The 24,393-nt window shown below is 40.0% G+C and carries 18 protein-coding genes and 1 pseudogene; 7 read left to right on the top strand and 12 right to left on the bottom strand.

Features of this window, described 5'->3' with window-relative positions; all coding sequences use genetic code 11:
* Positions 1-413: 413 nt before the first annotated feature.
* The gene (locus tag ACLL8Z_RS08525; RefSeq protein WP_411274349.1) at positions 414-1,394 is read left to right on the top strand and encodes an acyl-ACP desaturase; all 981 of its coding nucleotides are present in this window, start codon (positions 414-416) and stop codon (positions 1,392-1,394) included.
* Between the two features lie 69 nt (positions 1,395-1,463).
* Here ACLL8Z_RS08525 and ACLL8Z_RS08520 read toward each other — a convergent pair whose 3' ends face one another.
* The 6 genes and pseudogenes from ACLL8Z_RS08520 to ACLL8Z_RS08495 all read right to left on the bottom strand — a co-directional run.
* Positions 1,464-2,084 (bottom strand): DUF1080 domain-containing protein, encoded by a 621-nt coding sequence (locus ACLL8Z_RS08520; protein WP_411274348.1) that lies wholly within the window; start codon positions 2,082-2,084, stop codon positions 1,464-1,466.
* Between the two features lie 121 nt (positions 2,085-2,205).
* Positions 2,206-3,585 (bottom strand): Gfo/Idh/MocA family protein, encoded by a 1,380-nt coding sequence (locus ACLL8Z_RS08515; protein WP_411274347.1) that lies wholly within the window; start codon positions 3,583-3,585, stop codon positions 2,206-2,208.
* A gap of 42 nt (positions 3,586-3,627) precedes the next feature.
* On the bottom strand, positions 3,628-4,230 hold the full coding sequence (locus ACLL8Z_RS08510; RefSeq protein ID WP_411274346.1) for a DUF1080 domain-containing protein: 603 nt from the start codon (positions 4,228-4,230) through the stop codon (positions 3,628-3,630).
* Between the two features lie 124 nt (positions 4,231-4,354).
* Positions 4,355-7,708 (bottom strand): methylmalonyl-CoA mutase family protein, encoded by a 3,354-nt coding sequence (locus ACLL8Z_RS08505; protein WP_411274345.1) that lies wholly within the window; start codon positions 7,706-7,708, stop codon positions 4,355-4,357.
* Positions 7,709-7,817: 109 nt separating this feature from the next.
* Positions 7,818-8,060 (bottom strand): hypothetical protein, encoded by a 243-nt coding sequence (locus tag ACLL8Z_RS08500; RefSeq protein WP_411274344.1) that lies wholly within the window; start codon positions 8,058-8,060, stop codon positions 7,818-7,820.
* A gap of 70 nt (positions 8,061-8,130) precedes the next feature.
* Positions 8,131-8,289: pseudogene (locus tag ACLL8Z_RS08495) on the bottom strand (CorA family divalent cation transporter); the annotation flags it as partial.
* A 133-nt stretch (positions 8,290-8,422) separates the two neighbouring features.
* Between ACLL8Z_RS08495 and ACLL8Z_RS08490 the strand changes: the two are divergent.
* The 3 genes from ACLL8Z_RS08490 (at position 8,423) to ACLL8Z_RS08480 (ending at position 13,222) form a co-directional block, all read left to right on the top strand.
* Positions 8,423-9,388 (top strand): TIGR01212 family radical SAM protein, encoded by a 966-nt coding sequence (locus ACLL8Z_RS08490; RefSeq protein ID WP_411274343.1) that lies wholly within the window; start codon positions 8,423-8,425, stop codon positions 9,386-9,388.
* Positions 9,389-9,806: 418 nt separating this feature from the next.
* Positions 9,807-11,207, top strand: a complete 1,401-nt coding sequence (locus ACLL8Z_RS08485; RefSeq protein ID WP_411274342.1) for an ammonium transporter — start codon at positions 9,807-9,809, stop codon at positions 11,205-11,207.
* Positions 11,208-12,151: 944 nt separating this feature from the next.
* Positions 12,152-13,222 carry a porin gene (locus ACLL8Z_RS08480; protein ID WP_411274341.1) on the top strand — a complete coding sequence of 357 codons (1,071 nt, stop codon included), beginning with the start codon at positions 12,152-12,154 and terminating at the stop codon, positions 13,220-13,222.
* A gap of 48 nt (positions 13,223-13,270) precedes the next feature.
* Here the strand turns inward: ACLL8Z_RS08480 and ACLL8Z_RS08475 are convergent, their stop codons facing one another.
* Positions 13,271-13,744: a ribonuclease H-like YkuK family protein gene (locus ACLL8Z_RS08475; protein ID WP_411274340.1), complete on the bottom strand. Its 474-nt coding sequence runs from the start codon at positions 13,742-13,744 to the stop codon at positions 13,271-13,273.
* A gap of 165 nt (positions 13,745-13,909) precedes the next feature.
* Between ACLL8Z_RS08475 and ACLL8Z_RS08470 the strand changes: the two genes are divergently transcribed.
* Complete coding sequence (locus ACLL8Z_RS08470) at positions 13,910-14,767, top strand: prolyl oligopeptidase family serine peptidase (RefSeq protein ID WP_411274339.1); 858 nt, start codon at positions 13,910-13,912, stop codon at positions 14,765-14,767.
* Positions 14,768-14,832: 65 nt separating this feature from the next.
* Positions 14,833-15,081: a hypothetical protein gene (locus ACLL8Z_RS08465; RefSeq protein ID WP_411274338.1), complete on the top strand. Its 249-nt coding sequence runs from the start codon at positions 14,833-14,835 to the stop codon at positions 15,079-15,081.
* A gap of 14 nt (positions 15,082-15,095) precedes the next feature.
* Here ACLL8Z_RS08465 and ettA read toward each other — a convergent pair whose 3' ends face one another.
* Entirely contained in the window at positions 15,096-16,778 is a 1,683-nt protein-coding gene (ettA, locus tag ACLL8Z_RS08460; protein WP_411274337.1) for an energy-dependent translational throttle protein EttA, read from the bottom strand.
* Positions 16,779-16,966: 188 nt separating this feature from the next.
* On the opposite strand from ettA, the gene ACLL8Z_RS08455 reads away from it, so the two are divergent.
* On the top strand, positions 16,967-19,504 hold the full coding sequence (locus ACLL8Z_RS08455) for an ATP-dependent Clp protease ATP-binding subunit (protein ID WP_411274336.1): 2,538 nt from the start codon (positions 16,967-16,969) through the stop codon (positions 19,502-19,504).
* A gap of 165 nt (positions 19,505-19,669) precedes the next feature.
* On the opposite strand, the gene ACLL8Z_RS08450 is transcribed toward ACLL8Z_RS08455, so the two are convergent.
* From ACLL8Z_RS08450 to coaBC, 4 genes are all read right to left on the bottom strand, one after another.
* On the bottom strand, positions 19,670-20,494 hold the full coding sequence (locus ACLL8Z_RS08450; RefSeq protein ID WP_411274335.1) for an enoyl-ACP reductase: 825 nt from the start codon (positions 20,492-20,494) through the stop codon (positions 19,670-19,672).
* 66 nt (positions 20,495-20,560) lie between these two features.
* A complete protein-coding gene (gene recN, locus ACLL8Z_RS08445) occupies positions 20,561-22,219 on the bottom strand; it encodes a DNA repair protein RecN (RefSeq protein WP_411274334.1) in 1,659 nt (552 codons plus the stop codon).
* 68 nt (positions 22,220-22,287) lie between these two features.
* Complete coding sequence (locus tag ACLL8Z_RS08440; protein WP_411274333.1) at positions 22,288-23,187, bottom strand: DUF4835 family protein; 900 nt, start codon at positions 23,185-23,187, stop codon at positions 22,288-22,290.
* Positions 23,184-24,383, bottom strand: a complete 1,200-nt coding sequence (coaBC, locus tag ACLL8Z_RS08435; protein ID WP_411274332.1) for a bifunctional phosphopantothenoylcysteine decarboxylase/phosphopantothenate--cysteine ligase CoaBC — start codon at positions 24,381-24,383, stop codon at positions 23,184-23,186. Before coaBC ends, ACLL8Z_RS08440 begins: the two co-directional genes overlap by 4 nt.
* Between the last annotated feature and the right edge of the window lie 10 nt (positions 24,384-24,393).

Below are 24,393 nucleotides of genomic sequence, written 5' to 3'. Positions count from 1 at the left end.
CAATGGTACTGCCGTAACAGGTGGGAGAGTAGGTCGGTGCCCAATTTTATAGAAAGCTCAGTACTTCATTGTACTGGGCTTTTTTTGTTATTGAGATTAGTAAAGGTCGGTGTCCATTCCGATAGCTATCGGGATTAAATAAGCCCCTTTCGAAAAATTAGTTTTTTTTTCTGTAAGAAGGATTTACTAAGGGAGGTGGATCGCAGTTCTCTTCTTAATATAACAATATTGTTATGCCGTATTTCCGCATTATTTATCACATTTGTCACTGAAATATTTTTGACTCTACTCAAAGAACTTTTATCTTTTATAAAGGTTATTAAGGGGTATATTATCAAATTTCGAAGCCAATAATCTTATTTTGGAGGACAATTTCCACCATTTTGCATATATTTGGATAATAAATAATTTATATGAATATCAATATAGGATCCCGTAAGGAAGTATTAAGGCATATCGAGAAGTATATGCTTGAAAAAATGCATGAATACCTTAAACCTATAGATACTAACTGGCAGCCATCTGACTTCTTGCCTGATTCAACACGGGATACATTCTATTCTGAGATCAAGGAACTTAGAGAGAATGCCAAAGATTTATCATATGATCTTGTTGCCGTGCTGATCGGTGATACAATTACTGAAGAAGCACTTCCCACATATGAATCATGGTTAAGCATGGTTGATGAGATTTCAAAAGATGAGCAAGGAGGATGGATGAAATGGGTTCGTCACTGGACCGCTGAAGAGAATCGCCATGGTGATCTGCTTAATAAATACCTTTACCTTTCCGGCCGGGTTGATATGCGCCAGATGGAAATTTCAACTCAGTATCTTATTGCTGACGGATTTGATATCGGTACAGGTCATGATCCTTACAGGAACTTCATTTATACAAGTTTTCAGGAACTTGCAACAAATATTTCTCACCGTCGGGTTGCATCATTTGCAAAGCAAGAGGGCGATACCCTACTTTCAAAAATGTGCGGTGTTATTGCATCCGATGAAGCACGACACGCAAAAGCATATAAGGATTTTATGATGCGCATCTTTGAAGTAGATCCAAGCGAAGCAATGATTGCTTTTGAAGATATGATGCGTAACAAGATTGTAATGCCCGCTCACTTTTTGCGTGAGATGGGATTGAAGGTTGGCCAGACTTTCGGGCACTTTACAGATGCTGCACAAAGATTAGGTGTGTACACGGCAATTGATTACGTAGACATCATGAAGCAGCTTATTGACGAATGGCAGATTGAAAAAATAAGTGGTCTGAATGAAGCTGGCGAAAAGGCAAGGGATTATGTTATGAACCTTCCCGACCGCTTATTACGGGTTGCTGATAGAATGAAAAATCCTACTTTAGAATATAAATTTAGTTGGATAGCTGGCTAAGAATCAGTACGAAGTGCCAAGTATCAAAAATAAAAAAGTCCCCTGAATTTTCGGGGGACTTTTCATTTGCTATAGTTCTTTTATACTGATGTTTTTAAAATAGGCCTTATTCCCGTGATCCTGCAAAGCTATTCGGCCTCTTTTTGCTGAACCATAATCGGGATAATCTTTCCATTTGCCAGTGTTCTTTTCATATTCCCATTTGGCATCCCAGGCAGTGAATTCTACGATCATATCTCCATTTAACCAGTGTTCTACATGGCCCTGGTCAAAAATAATTTTACTCGAGTTCCAATCACCAACAGCGTTTAGTTTTTTCTTTTCGCTGGGCGGGTTCATTGCGTAATCTCCACCAGTCAGTTGCCAGGGCTCAAGTTTGAATGGGTAACTGATATCATCAATCAATTGATATTCGGGGCCGGTTTCCCACGGTGCCTTATATTTAAGGTCTTCTATAACATGGTACATAACTCCGCTGTTTCCACCCTCATCAATTTTCCATTCCCAGCTGAGTTCGAAATTTTCATACTCCTTATCAGAAACAATATCCCCGCCAGTATCTCCTTCAGCGGCGCCCAGGCAAACCATTGCATCTTCTATAATTGTCCAGTTTCGTATTTCTCCTGGCTTGTTAAATGCGTGCCAGCCCGTCAGGCTCTTGCCGTCAAATAGACTTTCGCTTGTTCCCATTATTGTAGTAGTACTATTTTTTGTGTCAGCATGGCTTGTCCAAATGCGTTTTCGCTGTTAAAACACGATATAAAAGTCCAGACGGCTATAATTAGGCTGGCAGTCTGAGGAAAATTCTTCATTATTTTTTTTTGACAGGTTGCATTTTCTCTGGGTTCCATAGCATGGCGGTATCATTATTATAACTGTCGTTACATAATAAGGCCGGAGCGGCTGCCCGATAGCCGAATACCGCATCTTCAGCTACTTTGCCATTGTTTCGGATTGCGGAAAAGAAATTTTCCATGTGGTCGTATGGGCCGCCTTTGTAGCCTTTTTCGGCTGTAAAAGTAAATTCTTCCGGTGGCAGTATCCGTTTACGGCCATCAACAGGGGTTCCAGCTTTTTTCATTTGTTCGATAAAAAAAGGATCATCAGAAACTACCGGTTTATTTCGCTTAAGTGTAACGCTGTCCCAGCCAATATCCATTGAGCCTTCGCTTCCAACCAGCTTCAGAAAAGTACTCCCACTGGTACCATCGTTAAAATTGCATCTAAGCGAAAGATTAAATGCCGGGTGCGATTGTGCCTGCTCAGGGTAGTCGAAAATACCTAACATTACGTCAGGTACTTCGCGTCCATCTTTCCAGTAACGTAATCCACCTGAAGCGTAAATTTTTTCCGGCCCGTATGAATTTGTTATAAAATGCAGGCTGGAAAAAAGGTGAACAAATAGATCGCCTGCCATACCTGTTCCGTAATCACGGTAATTTCGCCATCTGAAGAATCGTGTAGCGTCAAATGGCCTTTTTGTGGTATTGGATACAAATGTTTCCCAGTCCACGGATTCTGGAGATGCATCCGTAGGTATCGGGTATTGCCAGGCTCCTGTAGGCGAATTCCTCGCCCAAAACCCCTCCGCAAAATTTAGCTGGCCTATCGCCCCATCTTTCAGTAGTTCTTTCGCTTTTCCATTTCCTAACGAGGATACTCCCTGGCTTCCAACCTGAAATATTTTACCTGTTTCTTTCTGGGCTTTGATAACGGCAGGACCTTCTTTGATATCATGAACCATCGGTTTTTCACAGTAAACGTGTTTTCCTGCACGCATTGCGTCAATGGATATTTGCTGGTGCCAGTGATCGGGTGTTCCTACAATTACAGCGTCAACATCGGCCCGGTTTAAAATTTCTTTGTAAATCCGCGTAGTAAAGATATCCTGACCCCAGCGTTTTTTTGCATTATCCAAACGTCCCTGATACAAATCGCACACAGCAACCAATTTTACGCCCGGAACTTGTAATGCAACAATGGTGTCTTGTGTGCCCATACCGCCCGCACCGATTAAAGCGATATTTACGTTATCGTTAGGCCCGGAGAATTGTCTTTTATGGATTGTGAATTCAACTGACTTGCCCTCGGATTCGGTTGCAAATACACCTGAACCCGCAGCAACAGTGACCGTGGTGACGCCAAGCGTCTTAAGAAAGCCTCTCCGAGAGGATTCTGAACTATTTTTCATATTTAAATTATTAGGCTATCAATTGGGTAAGAAAAGCATGAATTAGGGAAGCTCATTAATGACAATGTTTTTCCATCTCACTTTAATGCCGCCTCCACTGTGTATTTGTAAAGCAATTGCGCCATTTCCCGAACCGATCTTTGAGTCTTTTAGCGTAACCATTTGTTTGCCGTTTAACCAGGTAGTAACTTCGTCGCCTATCACCTGGATTTTGCCTTTGTTCCAACCATCAGGACTTAGTGCCTTTTCATCTTCCGGAGTGGGTTTTATTAGCCACCCTCTTCCATAAGATTCATAGATACCTCCGGTGCTGCTTCCGGGTGGAGCAACCTCAACTTGCCAACCAGTAATTTTAGTGCCGTCAATAGTTGAACGAATGAACACACCGCTGTTGCCATTTGCTTCCAGTTTGAACTGGTAGCTTAGAATAAAATTCTTGTAAGCTTTTTCGGTTGAAAGATAGCCATACTCTTTATCTGGACCGCTTTCACAAACAAGTGTTCCTTTTTCAACATACCACTTTTCCGTGCCATGGATTTTCCAGCCTGAAAGATCCCGGCCGTTAAATAATTTTTTTGGCTTCAGCGCGACAGCACCTGCTGAAATAAAGAATAAACAAAATACAATTAATACGTTTCTCATCATTTTAGAATTTGGTTTTACTAAAATATAGATTTATATAATTTAAATCCAAAAGATGAGAAGATTTGTTCTGTATACTCATAATAAAAACCTCCTAAATCATTGGAGGCTTTTTAAGATGTCCTTTTTACATATTCCTCCGGTACTGGCCACCTACTTGATACAGTGCATTTGAAATCTCACCCAGGCTGCAATATTTGCATACCTCCATTAAATTTTCGAAAATATTTTCACCCGCAAGGGCTTTCTCCTGTAGATTTTTTAAAAGTTGAACGGAGCGATCTGCATTACGCTTTTGGAAAGCTTCCAGAGCCTCGATTTGAAATTGCTTTTCTTCTTCAGTTGCTCTTATTACTTCTGAAGGGATGATTGTAGGGGAACCATTTTTATTAAGAAAGGTATTAACACCAACTATCGGAAACTCTCCGGAATGTTTGAGCGTCTCGTAGTATAGTGATTCTTCCTGGATCTTACTTCTCTGATACATCGTTTCCATTGCCCCTAAAACTCCTCCACGATCATTAATCCGCTTGAATTCTTCCAAAACAGCTTTTTCGACCAGGTATGTTAGTTCCTCAATAATAAAAGATCCCTGGAGGGGGTTTTCATTTTTAGCTAATCCTAATTCCCTGTTTATAATGAGTTGAATTGCCATTGCCCGGCGAACAGACTCTTCTGTCGGAGTGGTTATTGCCTCGTCATAAGCATTTGTGTGCAGTGAATTACAGTTATCATAGATCGCGTAAAGCGCTTGTAAGGTTGTTCGGATATCATTAAAATCGATTTCCTGCGCATGTAATGATCGACCGGAAGTTTGAATATGATATTTAAGCTTTTGAGATCTGTCATTCCCGTTATATTTATATTTTATCGCTTTTGCCCAAATTAATCTTGCTACGCGCCCGATAACTGAATATTCCGGATCTAATCCGTTCGAGAAAAAGAAAGACAGGTTCGGGGCAAAATCATCAATATGCATCCCCCGACTTAGGTAATATTCAACAAAGGTAAAACCGTTGCTAAGTGTAAAAGCTAATTGCGAAATCGGATTTGCCCCTGCTTCCGCTATATGATAGCCGGAAATGGAAACGGAATAAAAATTTCGGATTCGATTGTCAATAAAATATTTCTGTATGTCGCCCATCATCCGCAGTGCGAACTCCGTAGAAAATATACAGGTATTTTGTGCCTGATCTTCTTTCAGAATATCAGCCTGAACCGTGCCGCGCACGCTTGAAATTGCGTAAGCTTTAATTTTATCGTAAACTTCCTGCGGAAGAACCTGATCACCAGTAACTCCCAGCAACATTAACCCTAATCCATCGTTACCTGGTGGCAGCCCACTCTGATAGACAGGTCTGCTAATTCCTTTTAATTGATAAATCTCGTCGATTTTTGAATGTACTTCTTCCTCCAGTTTGTTTTTCTGAATATATCTCTCACACTGCTGGTCGATAGCTGCGTTCATAAAGAATCCAAGTAGCATTGGAGCCGGGCCGTTGATGGTCATCGACACCGATGTAGAAGCATGACAGAGATCAAATCCTGAGTATAGTTTTTTCGCATCGTCCAGTGTTGCAATGCTTACACCTGAATTACCGATTTTTCCGTAAATGTCAGGCCGTACGTGAGGGTCTTCGCCATAAAGAGTTACCGAATCAAAAGCCGTTGACAAACGATGGGCAGGCTGACCTAATGATACGTAATGAAATCGCTTATTAGTCCTCTCGGGTCCGCCCTCACCTGCAAACATTCTTGTAGGATCTTCACCCTCCCGTTTCAATGGGAATACTCCCGCGGCAAAAGGAAATTCACCTGGAACATTTTCTGTCAGTATCCAGCGCAGAACGTCGCCCCATGCCTCATACCTGGGAAGAGAAATTTTTGGAATTCTTAATTTAGAAAGCGATTCGGAATATAAGGCTTGACGTATCTCTTTATCACGTACCTTAAAGACAAATTCGTCAGCTTTGTAACGTCTAAGTGTTTCAGGCCATTCGTTCAATAATCTTTGACACTCTTTGTCCAGGCCTGTTTCGAGCGCGTTATACATCTCTTTCAGAACTGCACTTGTAGCTTTATCATTACTAAGATCTAGAACCCCTTTGACTTGAAAGAGCTGTTGAGCAATTTTGCATTGCTCGTTAACCCATATAGAGTATTCTTCATTCGCTTCGGCAATTTCGGCGAGATACCTAACACGATCAGGAGAGATTATATACTTTTTTTCTTGCAGACTTTCTAATGAATCGTCACCGACCGAATAATCGACTCCTGTTTTTTTATGAATGACCTTCATTAATTTAGCGAATAGAGTATTCATACCCGGGTCATTGAACTGGGAAGCCATGGTTCCGATGACTGGCAGGTCATTGTCGTCGGCTTCAAACAAATTATGGTTACGTTTAAATTGCTTACGAACATCACGGATCGCGTCTAGCGCCCCCCTTTTGTCAAACTTATTGATTGCCACAAGGTCGGCAAAATCAAGCATGTCGATCTTTTCCAGCTGCGTTGCCGCTCCGAATTCAGGCGTCATTACATATACAGACACATCCGAATGATCAGTTATCTCTGTATCAGACTGACCGATTCCTGATGTTTCGATAATGATAAGATCATAGCCTGCTGCTTTACAGATGTCTATTGATTCCTTAACATATTTGGAAAGTGCCAGATTAGCCTGCCGTGTAGCAAGTGAACGCATGTAAACACGCGCATTATTTATGGAATTCATCCGAATTCTATCGCCAAGTAATGCACCGCCTGTTTTACGTTTAGATGGATCAACGGAAATGATAGCGATGCTCTTGTCAGTTTCATTAAGAAAACGTCGTACCAACTCATCTAGCAAGGATGATTTTCCTGCGCCACCCGTGCCGGTAATGCCAACGACAGGAATATTTTTATCCTTGTTAAGAGCAGAGATCTCTTTTAAAAAGTTTGAAGTTTTTTCTGGATGATTTTCTGCCAATGTTATTGCGGAAGCCACTGCCTTGGAATCCTTTTTCTTTATTCCAGCAAGCTCGCCATTTAATTTATCGTGTGTAAGGAAATCGCATTTTTGAAGCATGTCATTGATCATGCCCTGCAATCCCATCTTTCTGCCATCATCCGGAGAATAGATTTGGGTTATTCCGTAATTTTTTAGCTCTTCGATCTCATAAGGCAATATTACACCTCCGCCACCTGCAAAAATCTTAATATGTTTTGCCCCTTTTTCCTGCAAAAGGTCATACATGTATTTCAGATATTCGACATGGCCACCCTGATATGATGTCATAGCAATTCCCTGTACGTCTTCCTGTATTGCACAATCAACTACCTCTTGCACAGAACGGTTATGACCCAGGTGGATTACCTCTGCTCCTGAAGATTGCAGAATTCGCCGCATAATATTTATAGTGGCGTCATGTCCGTCAAATAAAGCTGCAGCTGTTACAAAACGTAATTTATGTTTGGGTTTGTAAACTTCGGTCATTACCTTTTTTATGAAAAGTAAAGGTAAGAATAATTGGCTTTCAAGCCAGAATTTTGGAGGGTATTAAAAAGAAGAAGGGGAGTAAATCCCCATCTCCTTAAGCCCTGTATTAACCTTTTTTAGGGCCATGTTTTGAAGGAATTTTGGCCGCCCGCTTTTTGCCTTGTACATTCGGGTTTACATTACCCTTGTTTACGGTAGCTTGTTTATTATCAGTCTGATACGACATTTGTCCGCCGCTGTTGGAGATCCCCCTCTTTTTTTGTTCTTCTTTACCAGACTTAAACGCCTGGTTGGATTTGGATGAGCCTTGCTGATCCTCGTTCGATTTATTGTTAGAAGGTGTGTTCATCTTTTCTTTCTTTGGTTAAATTAAAGATCATTCCTAATAATGAAACGTGGTAAACAAGCAATTGTTTGTTTCATAACCAGTCTTTCTTTTTGAAATATAACAGTGTAAGGACGGACGAAAGCACCATTAAAAAGACTGCTAAAAAATAACCTAAGTCCCATTCCAGTTCAGGCATCACCTTGAAATTCATACCGTAAATGCTTGCGATGAGTGTTGGCGGCATGAAGGCTACGGTGGCAACTCCGGAGAAGGCTTATGTCACCTTCTTTTGCCAATCGTTGGTCTTTTTTATAATATATACGGAGCATCAGGATCAGTGGCTAATATTGAATTCGTATCTTTGCACCTGCAAAAATAGAATTTTGGGAACACCTTTAGACTACGGCCATAAGAATTATAATCACTACGGCGCATACCTTAAGAATAAGTATGATGGGCAACGTGTGTATAAGATTATTGCTGATGCCGGTTTTACCTGCCCAAATCGTGATGGAAGCAAAGGTTATGGGGGCTGCACTTATTGCAACGTCGATTCATTCACACCAGAGCTTTCCCGAAAGCTACCTACTATTAAAGAACAGATTGAGCAGGGAATGGAACGTGCTTTTAAGAATTACAAAGCAGAAAAATTTATCATTTATTTCCAACCCAACACGAACACTTACGCACCTGCCCACTATTTGAAAATGCTTTATGATGAAGCCTTGAGCATTAATACTGAGAGCATTGTTGGCCTGTCTGTGGGCACCCGACCAGATTGTATCGATTTTGAAAAGCTGGCATTACTTGAAAGCTACACCGATCGTTTTGATGTTGATCTTGAAATGGGCATGGAATCTATTTATGATGACACACTCTCCAGAATCAACCGCGGCTGTACACATCAGGAATTCATCAATGCATTGCAGCTAGCTGGTAATAGTAAAATTGATATTTGCGTTCATACTATTTTCGGATTTCCATGGGAGACCCACGAAATGATGCTAAAGTACGCTGATGAAATTAACCGGTTCCCTCAAATCAAATTTGTAAAACTCCATCATCTTCATATCGTTAAAGGTTCTATAATGGGCAGCCGTTACGCTAAAGAACCATTTAAGACATTTACGATCGACGAATACACCAATTTTATTGCTGAATTTATCCCTCTTCTACGTCCGGATATTGTATTACAAAGATTATTCGGCCTTGCAGACTTTGATTTGCTGATTGCGCCTAACTGGGGCATGAAAAAGTCTCAGATCCAGAGCTATATTGACAAACGATTGGAACACATGGCTGTGATTCAAGGAGAGAATTATACTCCAGTTCCTGTTATAGCTATTTAACTTTCGAATTGTAACTGTTATCCTGCTACATCTACTGGATGACCACTGAATTCATGTCCATCTATATCGATAGATATTTATCATTTACCGTCCGGTATTTATTAATGCTTGTTTTTAATCTTGATGTGTTATTGCAACCTATCATAAGCTATCCCTCGATGTTATGCCGATAGTTTTTAAAAAATATTCAGAATTATGAGTTAATTATAGTTTTAAATAAGATAATTTCGTTAAATTCTTAAAATAGCGCTAATAAGGCTTGAAAACTTTTAACTATTGATCATTATTAAATGATATTGTAAGTATTATGCTAAAAAATGAATTTTTTACATGAAAAAACTATAATTATTCAAAATAATTTATAGTTTTGTTAATAATATAAGTTGTTTTTCTATTGTTAATACTTAATTTATAAAAAATGAGTAAAATTCAAATAAGACAGGTAGCCCCATTTGTAATTCTATCTGCGGTTGCCATCGCTTCGCTTTTTGCGACATCCTTGCCTAATTTCGATGATGGAGGAAAATATAGTGGAGCGGATATTGCCTGGGTATTGGTAGCCACAGCGCTTGTTTTTTTAATGACACCAGGTTTAGCCTTTTTTTATGGAGGGATGGTGCATCGCAAAAATGTAATCTCCACGATGATCAAAAGTGTGGTTGCCGCCGGAGTTGTGAGTATTTTGTGGGTTACCGTTGGATTTAGTTTAGCTTTTGGAGAAACCCAGGGAGGATTTATTGGAAACCCATTAACCTTCTTATTTTTCAAAGATGTAAATTCTGGTGCCCCATGGAGCCTAGCTCCTACAATTCCCTTAACCTTGTTCGCTTTGTTTCAGCTTATGTTTGCAATTATCACGCCCGGACTGGTTGTAGGTGCTGTTGCTGAGCGTATTCGTTTCACTTCATACATACTTTTTATCTGTCTATTCAGCTTGTTGGTTTACGCTCCACTGGCCCATTGGACCTGGCATCCGGAAGGGTTCCTTTTCAAAATGGGAGTATTTGATTTTGCCGGAGGTACGGTCGTTCATATATCAGCTGGAATGGCGGCATTGGCTGGCGCATTAGTGTTAAAACGTAGACGGGTGCATATGGAACATCAGGAAATCCCTCCAGCAAACATCCCATATGTATTAATAGGTACAGGTTTATTATGGTTTGGCTGGTTTGGATTTAATGCAGGTTCTGCTCTTGGCGCTAATGCATTGGCTGTATCTGCTTTCGCGACTACCAATATTGCTGCTGCCGCCGCAGGTTTGTCCTGGATGTTTTTCGATGTACTAAGAGGTAAAAAGCCTTCAGTATTAGGATTTTGTATAGGTGCTGTCGTGGGATTGGTTGCAATAACTCCAGGTGCAGGTCTGGTGGCAATTCCGCAAAGTATTTTCATTGGAGTTGTAAGTGCTATCATTTCAAACCTAGCAGTTTATTGGAAATCGAAAACCAGTTTGGATGATACCTTAGATGTATTTCCATGTCATGGTGTTGGGGGTATTGTAGGTATGTTGTTAACCGGTCTGTTGGCGACCAAAACAGTCAATGCAGCAGGTGCTGATGGATGGTTCTATGGAGATGCTGCTTTCTTTTTCACTCAGCTAAAAGGAGTGGCCATTGTTGTTGCGTTTAGTTTTACTGTCTCATATGCAATTTTTAAGTTAATTAACCTGATACAACCGATCCGCGTGAGTACTGAAGAAGAAGAAGAAGGTCTTGACGCAAGTCAGCATAATGAGAAGTATAGCCAGGGAACACTAATTGTAAGTGATAATGGTTCAGTATACGAAAGAGATGCAGATAGAGTTAAACAGATAATCTGATTTTCACCCACTAATTTTACGACTTTAAATAATCCTGGCTATTGGCCGGGATTTTTTATTTTAAGTGGAGGTGTTCTCACCAGTTATGTCAGCAATTTCCAAGTCACCGGATATAATTTTTTCTTGTAGATTTTCCGTTTTTAGCCTCCGAGCTCCTCATGTTAATCTTAACATTTCAGTGGAAATGAAATGGTATAATAAGTAATGTTTCTTCTTGTCAGAAATTAAGCTCTTAATTCTATTTAATATTTGAAAATCGAAGGATGTTTAGCTTATTTATTCTTATTTCTTCATAAAATATCCGATTATCTGGCAATCACGATTGATATACTGCTAGATTTTACCCAGATATCTATAAAATATCCCAACTTTTTTATATCATTTCCATATATACCCTAAAATAGTGGATATATTTATAATAAATTAATAAAATTATCTTATTATTGATTAAAAAGGAAGAATATATATTCAAAATTGATAATTAATTGATATATTTAGGAAGTATTGTATATAAAGACTTATAATTTGTATTTATTGATGCTTATTTTACTTTTTAACTTAAAATTTGAATATTACTGCATGTTTATCCTGAAAATTATCAATTTTAAGGACCATTTATTAAAAAAAACCTTAAATAAAAATTATTTTAAGAGAATTTATGTTACAATGCTCTTTCAATTAAAAATTTAACTGATTGAGTTCTCATTTGCCGCATTTATTTCTAATGAATCATAAGAATGTATTTGCGATGAAAATGTATTAATGCGTGAAAGAATAGAATCTTTTTTCCATACATGAAACCGTAACAGTAGTTAGTAAAAGAGGTGTGATCTTGATCATGATAGATCTAAGAAGCTGATAAAAGGCTTGACTATCATCTCGGGATGCTTTTGTAACGGGATTTAGCTATGGATCTTTTTATAAACCTTTAAACCCAAACAAACATGAAAACATTTTACAAATTAATTTTAATCTTTTTAGTAACGCTGACGGTATCATCTGTGTCTTTTGCACAGGATGGGCCACAAAATACTCCTTTACAAATATCCGGATCCGGGGATCTTTACTATAAATACGACTTTTCAAATTTTAAAACTCTAAGCGGAAGCTCAAATATACCAACTAGCTTCGCTACAGACCATAATTCGGTTTCACTAGGAATGTTGAATGTAATTCTTAAGAAATCTGCTGGAAAAACGTCTTTTGTAGGAGATATTTCATTTGGTCCACGCGGTCAGTATCAATCTATACCAACAGGTGATGTTGGGAATACAAGCAATAGCTTTCATATCCAAAATCTTTACGCTACATATAAGTTTAATGATGCATTTTCAATGACCGCAGGTTATATGGGGACTTTCGTGGGCTATGAAGTGATCTCTCCAGTGGCCAATTTTAATTACTCAACATCTTATCTGTTTACGAACGGACCTTTTCAGAATGCAGGTATTAAAGCCAATTTCGCCTTTTCAGACAAAGTTGGGTTGATGGTTGGATTATTTAACGATTGGAATACTTTTCAAGATATCAATGGGGTATCACATGTAGGTGCCCAATTATCTGTAATTCCTGCCGAAGGTTGGACTGCATATTTCAATGTTCTTTCCGGAAGAGGCGGAGGCGGTGCGGCTACCTACGGATCTGGAACTATTCTCGACTTAACCACTACCTACCAGCTAGCTGAGGGTTTCAGGCTGGGATTAAATCTCGCAGATTATTCATTGCCCGAGGATAATGGGGGTTACAGCGGTCTTGCACTTTATCCTCAATTTACTTTATCAAGCAGATTCGGATTAGGTGCTAGAGGGGAATATTTTAAATTTAAAGATGCAGGAGGAGTGGAAGGGAGCGCTATTTCAAGCCTTACGTTAACCGGGAATATTAAGACGGGTTCCCTGACAATTATTCCGGAATTAAGATTTGATAATAATGATTCTTCACCCTTTTTTAATAATAATGTGAATGCGGCCAGGTCAGCATCTCAATTTTTGATAGCTGCCGTTTATGCCTTTTAAATATTGATATTTACTGGGAGTGCTGGTTGAAAAAACAGCGCTCCTTTTTTATTGTACAATTTTATTTGCGCAAGCTGAACTAGCGAAAGCTTCCGGTTTGGCTTTGAAAACGAAACCCATACTTAATATATAACCCATTGCTTCATGCAATGCCTGATTGGATTTGAAATTGGGATTAGTGTTTATATCAGCATGTACTTCGAGGTCTACGTCATACAGATCCAGTAAGTCGCAAAGAGAATATGCACATTCAATTGATTTCTGGACTTCTGAAATCATCCGTTCTTTAATGCTCATCTTTTGGGAAGATCGTTCCTGATGGATGAACATAAAACCGCCTTTTTGTTCACGTAGAAAGACAATAACTGTAGCAAAATCTATAATTGAGCCTTTAACCTGGGAGTCGGTGCCAATGCATACTTTAAGTTTGTTGCCAAGATTGTACTCCCTCTCAATGGCATGTTCAACCTCTTCAAGAATGGGGTTCTGAATTATTTCTCCGTTAAATTTTTTCCAGGTCATAAATTTTGATTATTTTAAAATTTACTAAACAAGTGTAAAACAGGATTTTATCTATGAATAAATATAAATCTTTAAAAGCCAAATGACCTTTTACTAGGATTATTTATTTGTTAACATTTCAACAGGATTGGATAACCAACGACAGTTTTTTTCGTATAATATAATATGAACAAGTTGAAAAGTATAGTGTCCGGGCTGCTATTGCTATTTGTAATTAGCTCCGGATGTAAAAAAGCATCAGAGACGCCCGAAGTTGGTTTAACGTCTAAGGATTTTCAAAATGTTTCGTATGGCACGCATATTCGGAATTCACTGGACATTTATCTTCCTGAACGAAGGGATTCAAAAACTCCTGTTGTTTTGCTTGTACATGGCGGATCATGGTTTGAAGGTGATAAGTCAGCATTTACAGATTTTGCGAAATACTGGAGGAATAAGGGTTATGCAGCTGCCACTATGAATTATCGTTATACTAATACTCCGGAAAAAAATATTCATCCGGCACAGGTCAATGATATTGCAAAAGCTATCGAGTTTATTGCGTCAAAAGCTGGGGAGTGGAAAATCTCCTCTGATAAATTTGCGCTTCAGGGTGCAAGTGCTGGCGGACATTTGTCGCTTTTGTATACTTACAAATACGACACGGGCAATAAGGTAATGGCTGTAATTTCAATGGCCGGCCCGACAGACTTTACACCTACAAGTACTGTGAGTCCACTTCAAGCTCAGGTGGTGCAGTTGTTAATCGGCAGTAGTTATCAGTTTAGCCCTGCTGCATATGCCGAGGCAAGCCCAATTAGTCATGTAAAAGCTAATTCGAAACCAACCCTTTTATTTCACGGCAAACTAGATGTAGTTGTTCCGTACCAGCAAGCTGTTGATTTAAAAAATCGCCTCGCTCAAGTTGGAAGTGTGCATAAACTGGTGTCTTATGAAGACACAGGACACGAGGTTATTAACGTGAATTACATGGCAAGTTTTTTGGCAGAGTGCGACAACTGGTTTAAACTCTACCTTAAATGATCTGATTTTTTTTGAAACTAATCAAATTAAATTTTGTAGTCATTATATACCAATTCAAAATGATCATGGCAAGTAATCTTTCAAATGAACTCTTGCAGTTGCAAAAAAGCCGTTGCGGATATAAGTATGCCGAAATGGTAGACGACTACATGAGAGATATGCCTTCAAAAGTAGGCAAGACTTTAAACCGTCCCATGGATTCGATTAATAAAAACTTCTCTATTGTCAATCGCTATCGTGGAAAAATGCTTTATAACCTTGAGAGAAGATTTTATATTTCCTGGAGAAAGTTGCAAAGGTATACAGGATCTTGAGTTCCTGTATACTTTTATCTGACCAATTTTTTATACCGGATCCTATGTGGTGTAATATCACCGGTGCGTTTTTTCCGGCTCTCTTCGTATTCTGAATAATTACCTTCAAAATAATACACTTCTGAATTTCCTTCAAAAGCCAGAATGTGTGTGCATACTCTATCGAGAAACCAGCGGTCGTGGGAAATGATTACTGCACACCCTCCAAAATTCTCTAGCCCTTCTTCCAATGCCCGTAAAGTATTTACATCAATATCATTCGTAGGCTCATCCAGAAGAAGCACATTAGCGCTTTTTTTCAGGGTAATAGCCAGGTGAACCCGGTTTTTTTCGCCTCCGGAAAGTATTCCAACTTTTTTCTGCTGATCTGCCCCGTTAAAATTAAATTTAGAAACATAAGCCCGTGAATTTAATGGCCTGTTGCCCAAGAGAATAGTTTCATTTCCGTCAGTTATATTTTCCCATACAGATTTGTCTTGATCTAGATCATCATGCATTTGATCAACATACCCGAGGGCAACTGTTGGCCCTACTTTAAATGACCCTGCATCTGCTTTTTCCTGCCCGGTTATTAGCCTAAACAAAGTTGTCTTTCCAGCACCATTCGGGCCAATAATACCCACGATGCCAGCAGGCGGAAGTGAGAAGTTTAAATTTTCAAATAGTATTTTGTCCCCATATGTTTTGCTCACACCCTGAGCTTCGATCACAACATTTCCCAGCCTTGGGCCCGGAGGGATGAAAAGCTCCAGTTTATCTTCGCGCTCTTTTGTATCTTCTGATGCTAATTTTTCATAATTGGAGAGGCGGGCTTTCGACTTTGCATGACGGGCTTTTGGCGCCATGCGCACCCATTCCAACTCACGTTCGAGTGTTTTCTGGCGCTTACTTTCTGTTTTTTCTTCTGATTCGAGTCTTTTTGATTTTTGTTCAAGCCACGACGAGTAATTTCCCTTCCACGGGATACCTTCTCCGCGATCAAGTTCAAGAATCCAGCCCGCGACGTTATCAAGGAAATACCTGTCGTGAGTAACCGCAATGACAGTTCCTTTATACTGTTTGAGATGCTGTTCCAGCCAGTCGATACTTTCAGCATCCAGGTGATTTGTCGGCTCATCTAGTAACAGCACGTCCGGCTCCTGTAGTAAAAGACGGCATAATGCGACACGTCTGCGCTCCCCTCCTGACAAAGTGGCAATTTTTGCTTCAGGTTCCGGACAACGTAATGCATCCATGGCCCGCTCCAGCTTGGTATCGAGTTCCCAGGCATTACTTGCGTCTATCTGATCCTGCAATTCACCTTGTCTCGCCAAGAGTTTATCCATCTCAATCGCATTCTCATAGACCTCAGGCAAACCGAATTTCTCATTAATTTCTTCGTACTCTTTAAGTATGGCAGTTGTCGCCGCAACACCTTCTTCAACTACCTCACGCACAGTCTTTTCATTATCAAGAACAGGCTCTTGTGCAAGGTAGCCAACAGTAAAGCCCGGGGCAAAAACTACTTCTCCCTGATATGATTTATCCAATCCTGCAATGATCTTTAGGACGGATGATTTTCCCGAACCGTTCAAACCGATTACGCCGATCTTAGCTCCGTAAAAGAAAGAAAGGTAAATGTTCTTTAAAACTTGTTTTTGCGGCGGGTAGACCTTATTTACCCCAGCCATTGAAAATATTATTTTCTCGTCTGACATATGTGTTTTACAATGAGCCTCAAATATCGTATTTTAGTCAGAGAGATGTCAACTTTATTATCTCAGAATGACCTAAAACCTTTTCAATGTAAATGGCGTAATTGTTGATAACTTGTTACAATTGCCCGAAGTATATTAAACCAATAATTTAATAGCTTAGGACGTTAAACATACAGAAAGGTATTACAATGGAAGCTAAATTTTCCCCACGTGTCAAAGACGTTATATCATATAGCCGGGAGGAAGCCCTTCGCTTAGGGCATGATTATATCGGAACAGAACATTTATTGCTTGGTCTTATCCGGGAAGGAGATGGCATGGCCATAAAAATTCTTAAGGGCGCCGGCGTTGATACTGCACGGCTCAGAAAGTCCGTTGAAGATTCCGTTAAGGGAACATCCAGCACTACGGTTAACCTAGGTAATATACCTCTTACTAAACAAGCAGAAAAAGTACTAAAGATCACCTACCTGGAGGCAAAAATATTTAAAAGTGACGTTATCGGTACTGAGCACCTATTACTATCAATTTTAAGAGATGAGGATAATATTGCATCTCAAATTCTGCAGCAATACAATGTAAACTATGACATTTTTAAGGCTGAGGTAGAAAATAATAAAGATGGTTTCAAGGATGAAGCAGCAGGAGGTTCTCCTGCCGGGGATGATGATTTCAGAGAAGAGGATAGTTTCAGCCAGCCTAAAAAGGTTTCTGACATAAAATCCAAAACACCAGTCCTTGACAATTTTGGACGTGATTTAACGCGCGCAGCCGAAGATGGCAAGCTAGATCCTATAGTAGGGAGGGAAAAGGAAATTGAACGTGTATCACAGATTTTATCCCGTCGTAAAAAGAACAACCCAATTCTAATCGGTGAACCGGGTGTAGGTAAATCTGCAATTGCGGAAGGCCTTGCATTGAGGATTATCCAACGGAAAGTATCGAGAGTACTATTCAATAAAAGGGTGGTAACTCTGGATCTTGCGTCACTTGTTGCCGGGACAAAATACCGCGGACAGTTCGAGGAACGGATGAAGGCAGTCATGAATGAACTGGAGAAATCTCCGGATGTGATTCTGTTTATCGATGAGATCCATACTATTGTTGGAGCAGGTGGTGCTTCCGGTTCTTTGGATGCATCTAACATGTTTAAGCCCGCATTAGCCCGTGGAGAGATCCAATGTATTGGTGCTACTACGCTGGATGAGTATCGTCAGTTTATCGAAAAAGATGGTGCTTTAGATCGCCGTTTCCAAAAAGTAATGGTTGAGCCGGCTACACCTGTAGAAACTGTTGAAATTCTTAACCGGATTAAGGAGAAATATGAAGAGCATCACGGAGTTACTTATACAGACGAGGCAATTAATGCTTGTGTAAGCTTAACCTCAAGATATATTACTGACCGCTTTCTTCCTGATAAAGCAATCGATGCCCTTGATGAATCAGGATCGAGAGTTCACCTAACCAATATTCATGTTCCGCAAAATATCATCGATGTGGAGCAGAAGATCGAAGAGATTAAAGTTGAAAAAAATAAGGTTGTAAGAAGCCAGAAGTATGAAGAAGCTGCGAAACTGAGGGATACAGAGAAGAACCTTCTGGAAGAACTCGAAAAAGCGAAAAGTGAATGGGAAGCCGAAACGAAAACGAAAAGATATACTGTAACTGAAGATAATGTTGCAGAGGTGGTTTCGATGATGACCGGCATCCCGGTTCAGCGCGTAGGGCAGGCCGACAGTATGAAATTACTGGGAATGTTTGATGCTATTAATACCCGTGTTATCGGTCAGGAAGATGCTGTTAAGAAATTGACTAAAGCTATACAACGTACCCGGGCCGGATTGAAGGATCCAAAAAAACCAATCGGTTCATTTATATTCCTTGGGCCAACAGGTGTAGGTAAAACTGAGCTTGCGAAAGAACTTGCGCGTTTTATGTTCGATACTGAAGATGCATTGATCCAGGTTGACATGAGTGAATACATGGAGAAATTTGCTGTGTCACGCTTAGTTGGAGCGCCTCCGGGATATGTGGGTTATGAAGAGGGGGGGCAATTAACTGAAAAGGTTAGAAGAAAGCCATACGCGGTTGTGTTACTAGATGAGATTGAAAAAGCTCACCCGGACGTGTTTAACATTTTATTGCAGGTTTTAGATGAAGGACAACTTACCGACAGTCTTGGACGAAAAGTTGATTTCAGGAACACAATCATTATCATGACCTCGAATATTGGTGCACGCCAATTGAAAGATTTTGGACAGGGTGTTGGATTCAGCACTGTGGCAAAATCATCACAGGCAGATACATTCTCCAGGGGAGTAATTGAAAATGCCTTGAAACGTGCGTTCGCGCCAGAGTTCCTGAATCGTGTAGATGATGTGGTTGTATTTAATTCACTGACTAAGGAAGATATCTTTAAAATCATCGATATCGAGCTGAAAGCGTTATTCGAAAGAATTCAGAGTCTTGGATACGAGATTAAACTTACGGATGCTGCGAAAGAATTTATCGCTGAGAAAGGTTATGATTCTAATTTTGGAGCCCGTCCTTTGAAACGAGCTATTCAAAAGCATCTTGAAGATCCAATTGCTGAAGAAATCCTTAAAGGAGAACTAGTTGAGGGAGATACAATGGAAGTGGATTATGATAAGGAAAAGGATGAAATAAGGATAATTGGTAAGTCTAAGACTACCAAGCGTAAAAAGGAAGAAAAGAAAGAGGATTAAGCTGAGGTAAGATTTGAATTACAGCGGGTACTGGTACAACCATTACCCGCTTTTTTATGTCTGGAAATTATAGGCGCGTTTCTTAAAACATATACCATTATGAATTATTTCAAATTTTTCCGGCTTTATCATATTACGAATTAATTTGGATGGTCAGGAATGTCCTTATTCTGCGTTATTATCAACTCCTAACCTGTGCATCACGTCATCACTTACACCGGTTGACGAATACCCACCATCATGGAAAAGGTTTTGCATGGTAACCATCCTCGTCAGGTCTGAGAAGAGGGTAATGCAATAATCTGCGCATGATTCTGCATCAGCATTACCGAGCGGCGCAATCGCGTTGGCAAAGTCATAGAAATCGCCGAAACCTTTTATTCCGGTACCGGCGGTAGTTTTTGTCGGAGATTGAGAAACTGTATTAATACGCACTTTTTTCTCAAGTCCGTAGTGATAACCAAAACTGCGCGCAATTGATTCCAGCATGGCTTTGATGTCAGCCATATCAGTGTAGAACGGATAGGTACGCTGTGCGGCCATGTATGTAAGCGCTACAACGCTTCCCCATTCATTTATCGCGTCAAGCTTTTTAGCCACGCTTAACATTTTATGTAAGGACAACGCAGAAACATCGATGCCCTTATTGAAATAGTCATAATTAAGTTCGGTATAGGGAATTTTTTTACGGATGTTCACACTCATACCAATAGAGTGAAGCACAAAATCTACTTTACCACCGAGAATCTCCTGAGATTTAGTAAATAAATTGGTTAGCTCTTCTACGCTTGTTGCGTCTGCGGGTATAATCTGGGATCCGGTTGCCTCTGCGAGTGCATTGATCTCACCCATGCGCATAGCAATTGGAGCATTCGTCAGTACAAATTTTGCGCCTTCAGCGTGCGCCTTTTCTGCTACTTTCCAGGCAATTGAATTCTGATCCAATGCTCCCGAAATGATACCTGTTTTACCTTTCAGTAGGTTATACATATACTTATATTTTGGTTAATTCTAAAATGGGTAAAGTTATTATTAATCTCTAATACTAATCTCAATTTAATTAAGCAGTTCCCTGGCATTAAGAATTGCAGATTCTCCAGGATTATTGCCGCTTAACATTTTTGCCAGCTCCATTACTCTTTCTTCCGACCCGATCTGACGGATATTAGTATGCGTAACATCCGATTGTTCATCCTTATAAACTGTATAATGGGCATTTCCCCTTGCTGCAATCTGGGGAAGATGTGTTATCGCGATGACCTGCATGTTCTCGGAAAGCTTTTCCATGATATTGCCTACTTTCAATGCAACCTCCCCTGAGATACCGGTATCTATCTCATCAAAAATGATCGTCGGCAACGAAGTGTGAACTGCTATGAGCGATTTGATACTCAGCATAAGTCGTGAAAGCTCCCCGCCAGATGCAACCTTGTTTATAGGCAGTGGAACCTGGCCTTTGTTGGCAGTAAAGAGGAATTTAATCTGATCCGTCCCATTAAAATCAAACTTACCTTCCTCCATGCGATCATTTGATATTTGCAGCATAGCGTTGGGCATCCCAACCTCATGAAGCGTAGCTTTTACCGTTTGCTCAACACGCGGAATACTCGCAATACGTGACTGGTGTAATTGTTCCGAGAAATCCAGTAGTTTTGCGCGGATACTATCAAGCTCATATCTGAGTTTTTCAATGTCCTCATCGGCAAACATTATACCAGATAGCTTCTCAGACAGCTGATCTCTCAAATTTAATAACTCCAAACTTGTGCTTACCCGATGTTTTTTCTGCAATGAATATAAAAAATCCAGTCTTTGATTGATCGCTTCCAGTCTTGGTTCATCAACTGAGCTGTGTTGTTCGATGCACTCAATTTCTGTAAGTATGTCTTTCACCTCAATTAAACTGCTGTTCAATCTTTCATGCAGGTCTTTAATCTCGGGATTATATCTTTCGGCATTTCCCAGGCTTACTGCAGCTTCCTTAAGCCTTATGATCACTGCCGACTCTTGTTCTCCCAGGAGACTCATTGCCGACAGCAAGCTTCGTTTGATTTCTTCCGAATGGGTAAGAACATCCTGTTCCTGCTCAAGCTGTACCTGTTCGTCTTCTGAGAGATTTGCCTTTTCCAATTCATCGAATTGAAACTGGAAATAATCAAGATCCGATTTCGACTGCTCACTTTGGCTGATAAGCTCTTTTAATCTCGATTGGGCTTGACGATAACTTTTATATGCTGTTTTATATTCATCGAGAATTACTCGGTTATCGGCAATCGTATCTATGACGAGCAGCTGAAAATCTTCGTCATTAATTTCCAGAGTTGCATGTTGGGAGTGTATATCTATCAGCTTCTCGCCGAGTTTTTTTAGAGTGGTGAGATTAACTGGTGTGTCATTGATAAATGCACGAGATTTGCCATCGGAAGATATTTCTCTTCTCAAAACTGTCTCGAGTTCGTAGTCCAGATCATTATCTTCGAAGAAGTCGTTTAGATGAAAGCCATTAACCAGGAAAGTCCCTTCAATGACACATTTTTTCTGCTGACTGAAGAAATATTTACCTTCTGCCCGCTGGCCGAGAATTAGGGACAGTGCACCGAGGATAATGGATTTTCCCGCCCCTGTTTCACCGGTAAGTATGTTTAGTTCTTTGGAAAATGAAATATCCAAATCATCAATTAATGCATAATTACTAATAGCCAGTCGCTTAAGCATAGTTTGAAAAAATGGTTTTGGCTAAATTAAGTTAATAGGTATAAAAGGAGAATGTTTGTCAATACGTTTTAGCGTGGCCGTTTCAGGATCTCATATTTAAGACTATTTGCAGGATCGACAGCGGAAAGGATGATAAAAGCCTTTAGTTTTTCCTGAGGCTCAGCATCACTTAGTATATTAATGAGTTCATCTGATTTTGCAGTAAAAAATACCTGATTTAAAACGGCGCCTTGCTTTTGTCTGTCTATCTTTTGAAGCTGGGGCAAAGCAGCATAGATAGCTTTTCTTGCTTTAGACTGATTTTCTGCCATTACATCAAGTCCATCCCTGTGATAATCATACATGCTTTCGCGGATAGGGTTGTATGACTTATTAGTAAGATTTTCTACCAGCCAAAAGCGGTTTCTTAGATCTTCGTGAGCTTTCCAACCGCCGTTTGGTGCATTTTGTGCATTATTAAGTACTGTGAGAGCTTTTTGAAAATATGGTGTTCCTCCAAATCTGGAAAACGTATCATAATCCATTCCGGTGATGATGTAGGCATAAAATGCTAAGAGAGAGGTCAGGTTTGTCAGGTAATTCTGTTCAGAAAAGTCCAGTGCCTGGCCTTCAGAATAAGAGAAAGTGAAATCCTTGTCGCTCAGGTTTAGAACAGTACTATTGTAATTACTGTTAAATATTGGCCGGCTTGATTGGATCTGAGCTTCAGCTTTAAAATTGCTGGATGAACCATCCCATTCGGTGATAGTTATTACAAAATTGCAATCAATCCTCTCCTGGGGCTTTAAGGCGTCTGATGTCCATCTTCTGCCGTTCAGGAAGTCTTTGATACTTACTTCCAGAACATCAAGAATCCGTTTGTTGGAGTTTGGGATTTGTGGCGCCAGAATCTGTACGCGCGCATTCAAATCCTGAGAATACAAAGCTGTTGAAACTAGTAAAAAAGAGAAAAGCAGTATATACTTCATGATAGTAAATCTAATACTTTTTTACAGATGTCGAGAGCAACATCCTGCTTAGATTTAAGAGGGAAGGATTGTCGAGAAAGTTTACTGTCGATGATCGTGATTTTATTCTGGTCATTCTTAAAACCGGCCCCTTCATCCCGTAAAGAATTAAGTACTATAAAATCAAGGTTCTTCTTTTGGAGTTTTCCAATAGCGTTTTCTACTTCGTTATTCGTTTCAAGGGCAAACCCGACAAGGACTTGTCCAGGTTTCTTCGCTTTACCCAGAGTCGCTAAAATGTCAACAGTTTTTACAAGGTTAAGAGTCAAATCCGTATCCTCTTTTTTAATTTTCATCTCAAACACTTCTGCCGGTCTGTAGTCAGCAACTGCTGCACTCAAAATGGATATCGAAGAATCCTGAAAATGAGTCAGTGCTGCATTTAGCATTTCCTCCGCGGAGGTAATATCGATCCGTTTTATGTTATTATCAGATAACTTTAAGGAAGTCGGTCCGGTTATCAGTGTAACCCTTGCACCCAGTTCAGCAAGGGCTTCAGCAATGGCAAAACCCATCTTTCCGGAAGAGTGATTTCCTATAAAACGAACGGGATCAATTGCTTCGTAGGTTGGCCCGGCAGTAACGAGAGCATTTTTACCTCTCAAGGGAAGTTTTTTTTTTAGTTCTCTGGATACAAATTCTATTATTTCCTCGGGTTCTGCCATTCTTCCCTCGCCAATAAGTCCGCTGGCAAGTTCTCCATAAGCAGGCTGTATCAGGATGTTCCCAAAAGAAGTAAGAGAATTGACGTTTTTTTCCGTCGCCGGATGTTTCCACATGTCGAGATCCATTGCCGGAGCAAAAAACACCGGACACTTTGCGGAGAGATAAGCAGCAGAAAGCAGGTTGTCACATAATCCGTTGGCAAGTTTTGCTAGTGTATTACCGCTTGCGGGCGCAATGATCATCAGATCTGCCCATAGGCCAAGTTCTACATGGTTATTCCAAACCCCGGATTCACGATCGAAATAGTTTACAAGGACCGGGTTTTTTGATAGGGTAGAAAGAGTTAGCGGGGTAATGAAATTTGTAGCCTCGCTGGTCATTATAATCTTGACGTTTGCACCAGCTTTAACCAGTAGCCTGGTTAAGGTTGCCGACTTGTAGCTCGCTATACTGCCACAAACGCCAAGTAAAATATTCTTATTCGTAAGCATAGGCAAGTTT

Origin of the sequence: Daejeonella sp. (assembly GCF_046590655.1) — a bacterium.
Taxonomy (GTDB): domain Bacteria; phylum Bacteroidota; class Bacteroidia; order Sphingobacteriales; family Sphingobacteriaceae; genus Daejeonella.
Note: the sequence above shows the minus strand (reverse complement) of the source record. Positions and strands in the feature narration are given on the sequence as shown.

What these genes read in the sequence shown, in the direction of transcription:
- ACLL8Z_RS08525 (WP_411274349.1), top strand. Translation starts at nt 414, where the DNA reads ATGAATATCAATATAGGATCCCGTAAGGAAGTATTAAGGCATATCGAG.
- ACLL8Z_RS08520 (WP_411274348.1), bottom strand. Translation starts at nt 2,084, where the DNA reads ATGGGAACAAGCGAAAGTCTATTTGACGGCAAGAGCCTGACGGGCTGG.
- ACLL8Z_RS08515 (WP_411274347.1), bottom strand. Translation starts at nt 3,585, where the DNA reads ATGAAAAATAGTTCAGAATCCTCTCGGAGAGGCTTTCTTAAGACGCTT.
- ACLL8Z_RS08510 (WP_411274346.1), bottom strand. Translation starts at nt 4,230, where the DNA reads ATGATGAGAAACGTATTAATTGTATTTTGTTTATTCTTTATTTCAGCA.
- ACLL8Z_RS08505 (WP_411274345.1), bottom strand. Translation starts at nt 7,708, where the DNA reads ATGACCGAAGTTTACAAACCCAAACATAAATTACGTTTTGTAACAGCT.
- ACLL8Z_RS08500 (WP_411274344.1), bottom strand. Translation starts at nt 8,060, where the DNA reads ATGAACACACCTTCTAACAATAAATCGAACGAGGATCAGCAAGGCTCA.
- ACLL8Z_RS08485 (WP_411274342.1), top strand. Translation starts at nt 9,807, where the DNA reads ATGAGTAAAATTCAAATAAGACAGGTAGCCCCATTTGTAATTCTATCT.
- ACLL8Z_RS08480 (WP_411274341.1), top strand. Translation starts at nt 12,152, where the DNA reads ATGAAAACATTTTACAAATTAATTTTAATCTTTTTAGTAACGCTGACG.
- ACLL8Z_RS08475 (WP_411274340.1), bottom strand. Translation starts at nt 13,744, where the DNA reads ATGACCTGGAAAAAATTTAACGGAGAAATAATTCAGAACCCCATTCTT.
- ACLL8Z_RS08470 (WP_411274339.1), top strand. Translation starts at nt 13,910, where the DNA reads ATGAACAAGTTGAAAAGTATAGTGTCCGGGCTGCTATTGCTATTTGTA.
- ACLL8Z_RS08465 (WP_411274338.1), top strand. Translation starts at nt 14,833, where the DNA reads ATGGCAAGTAATCTTTCAAATGAACTCTTGCAGTTGCAAAAAAGCCGT.
- ettA (WP_411274337.1), bottom strand. Translation starts at nt 16,778, where the DNA reads ATGTCAGACGAGAAAATAATATTTTCAATGGCTGGGGTAAATAAGGTC.
- ACLL8Z_RS08455 (WP_411274336.1), top strand. Translation starts at nt 16,967, where the DNA reads ATGGAAGCTAAATTTTCCCCACGTGTCAAAGACGTTATATCATATAGC.
- ACLL8Z_RS08450 (WP_411274335.1), bottom strand. Translation starts at nt 20,494, where the DNA reads ATGTATAACCTACTGAAAGGTAAAACAGGTATCATTTCGGGAGCATTG.
- recN (WP_411274334.1), bottom strand. Translation starts at nt 22,219, where the DNA reads ATGCTTAAGCGACTGGCTATTAGTAATTATGCATTAATTGATGATTTG.
- ACLL8Z_RS08440 (WP_411274333.1), bottom strand. Translation starts at nt 23,187, where the DNA reads ATGAAGTATATACTGCTTTTCTCTTTTTTACTAGTTTCAACAGCTTTG.
- coaBC (WP_411274332.1), bottom strand. Translation starts at nt 24,383, where the DNA reads ATGCTTACGAATAAGAATATTTTACTTGGCGTTTGTGGCAGTATAGCG.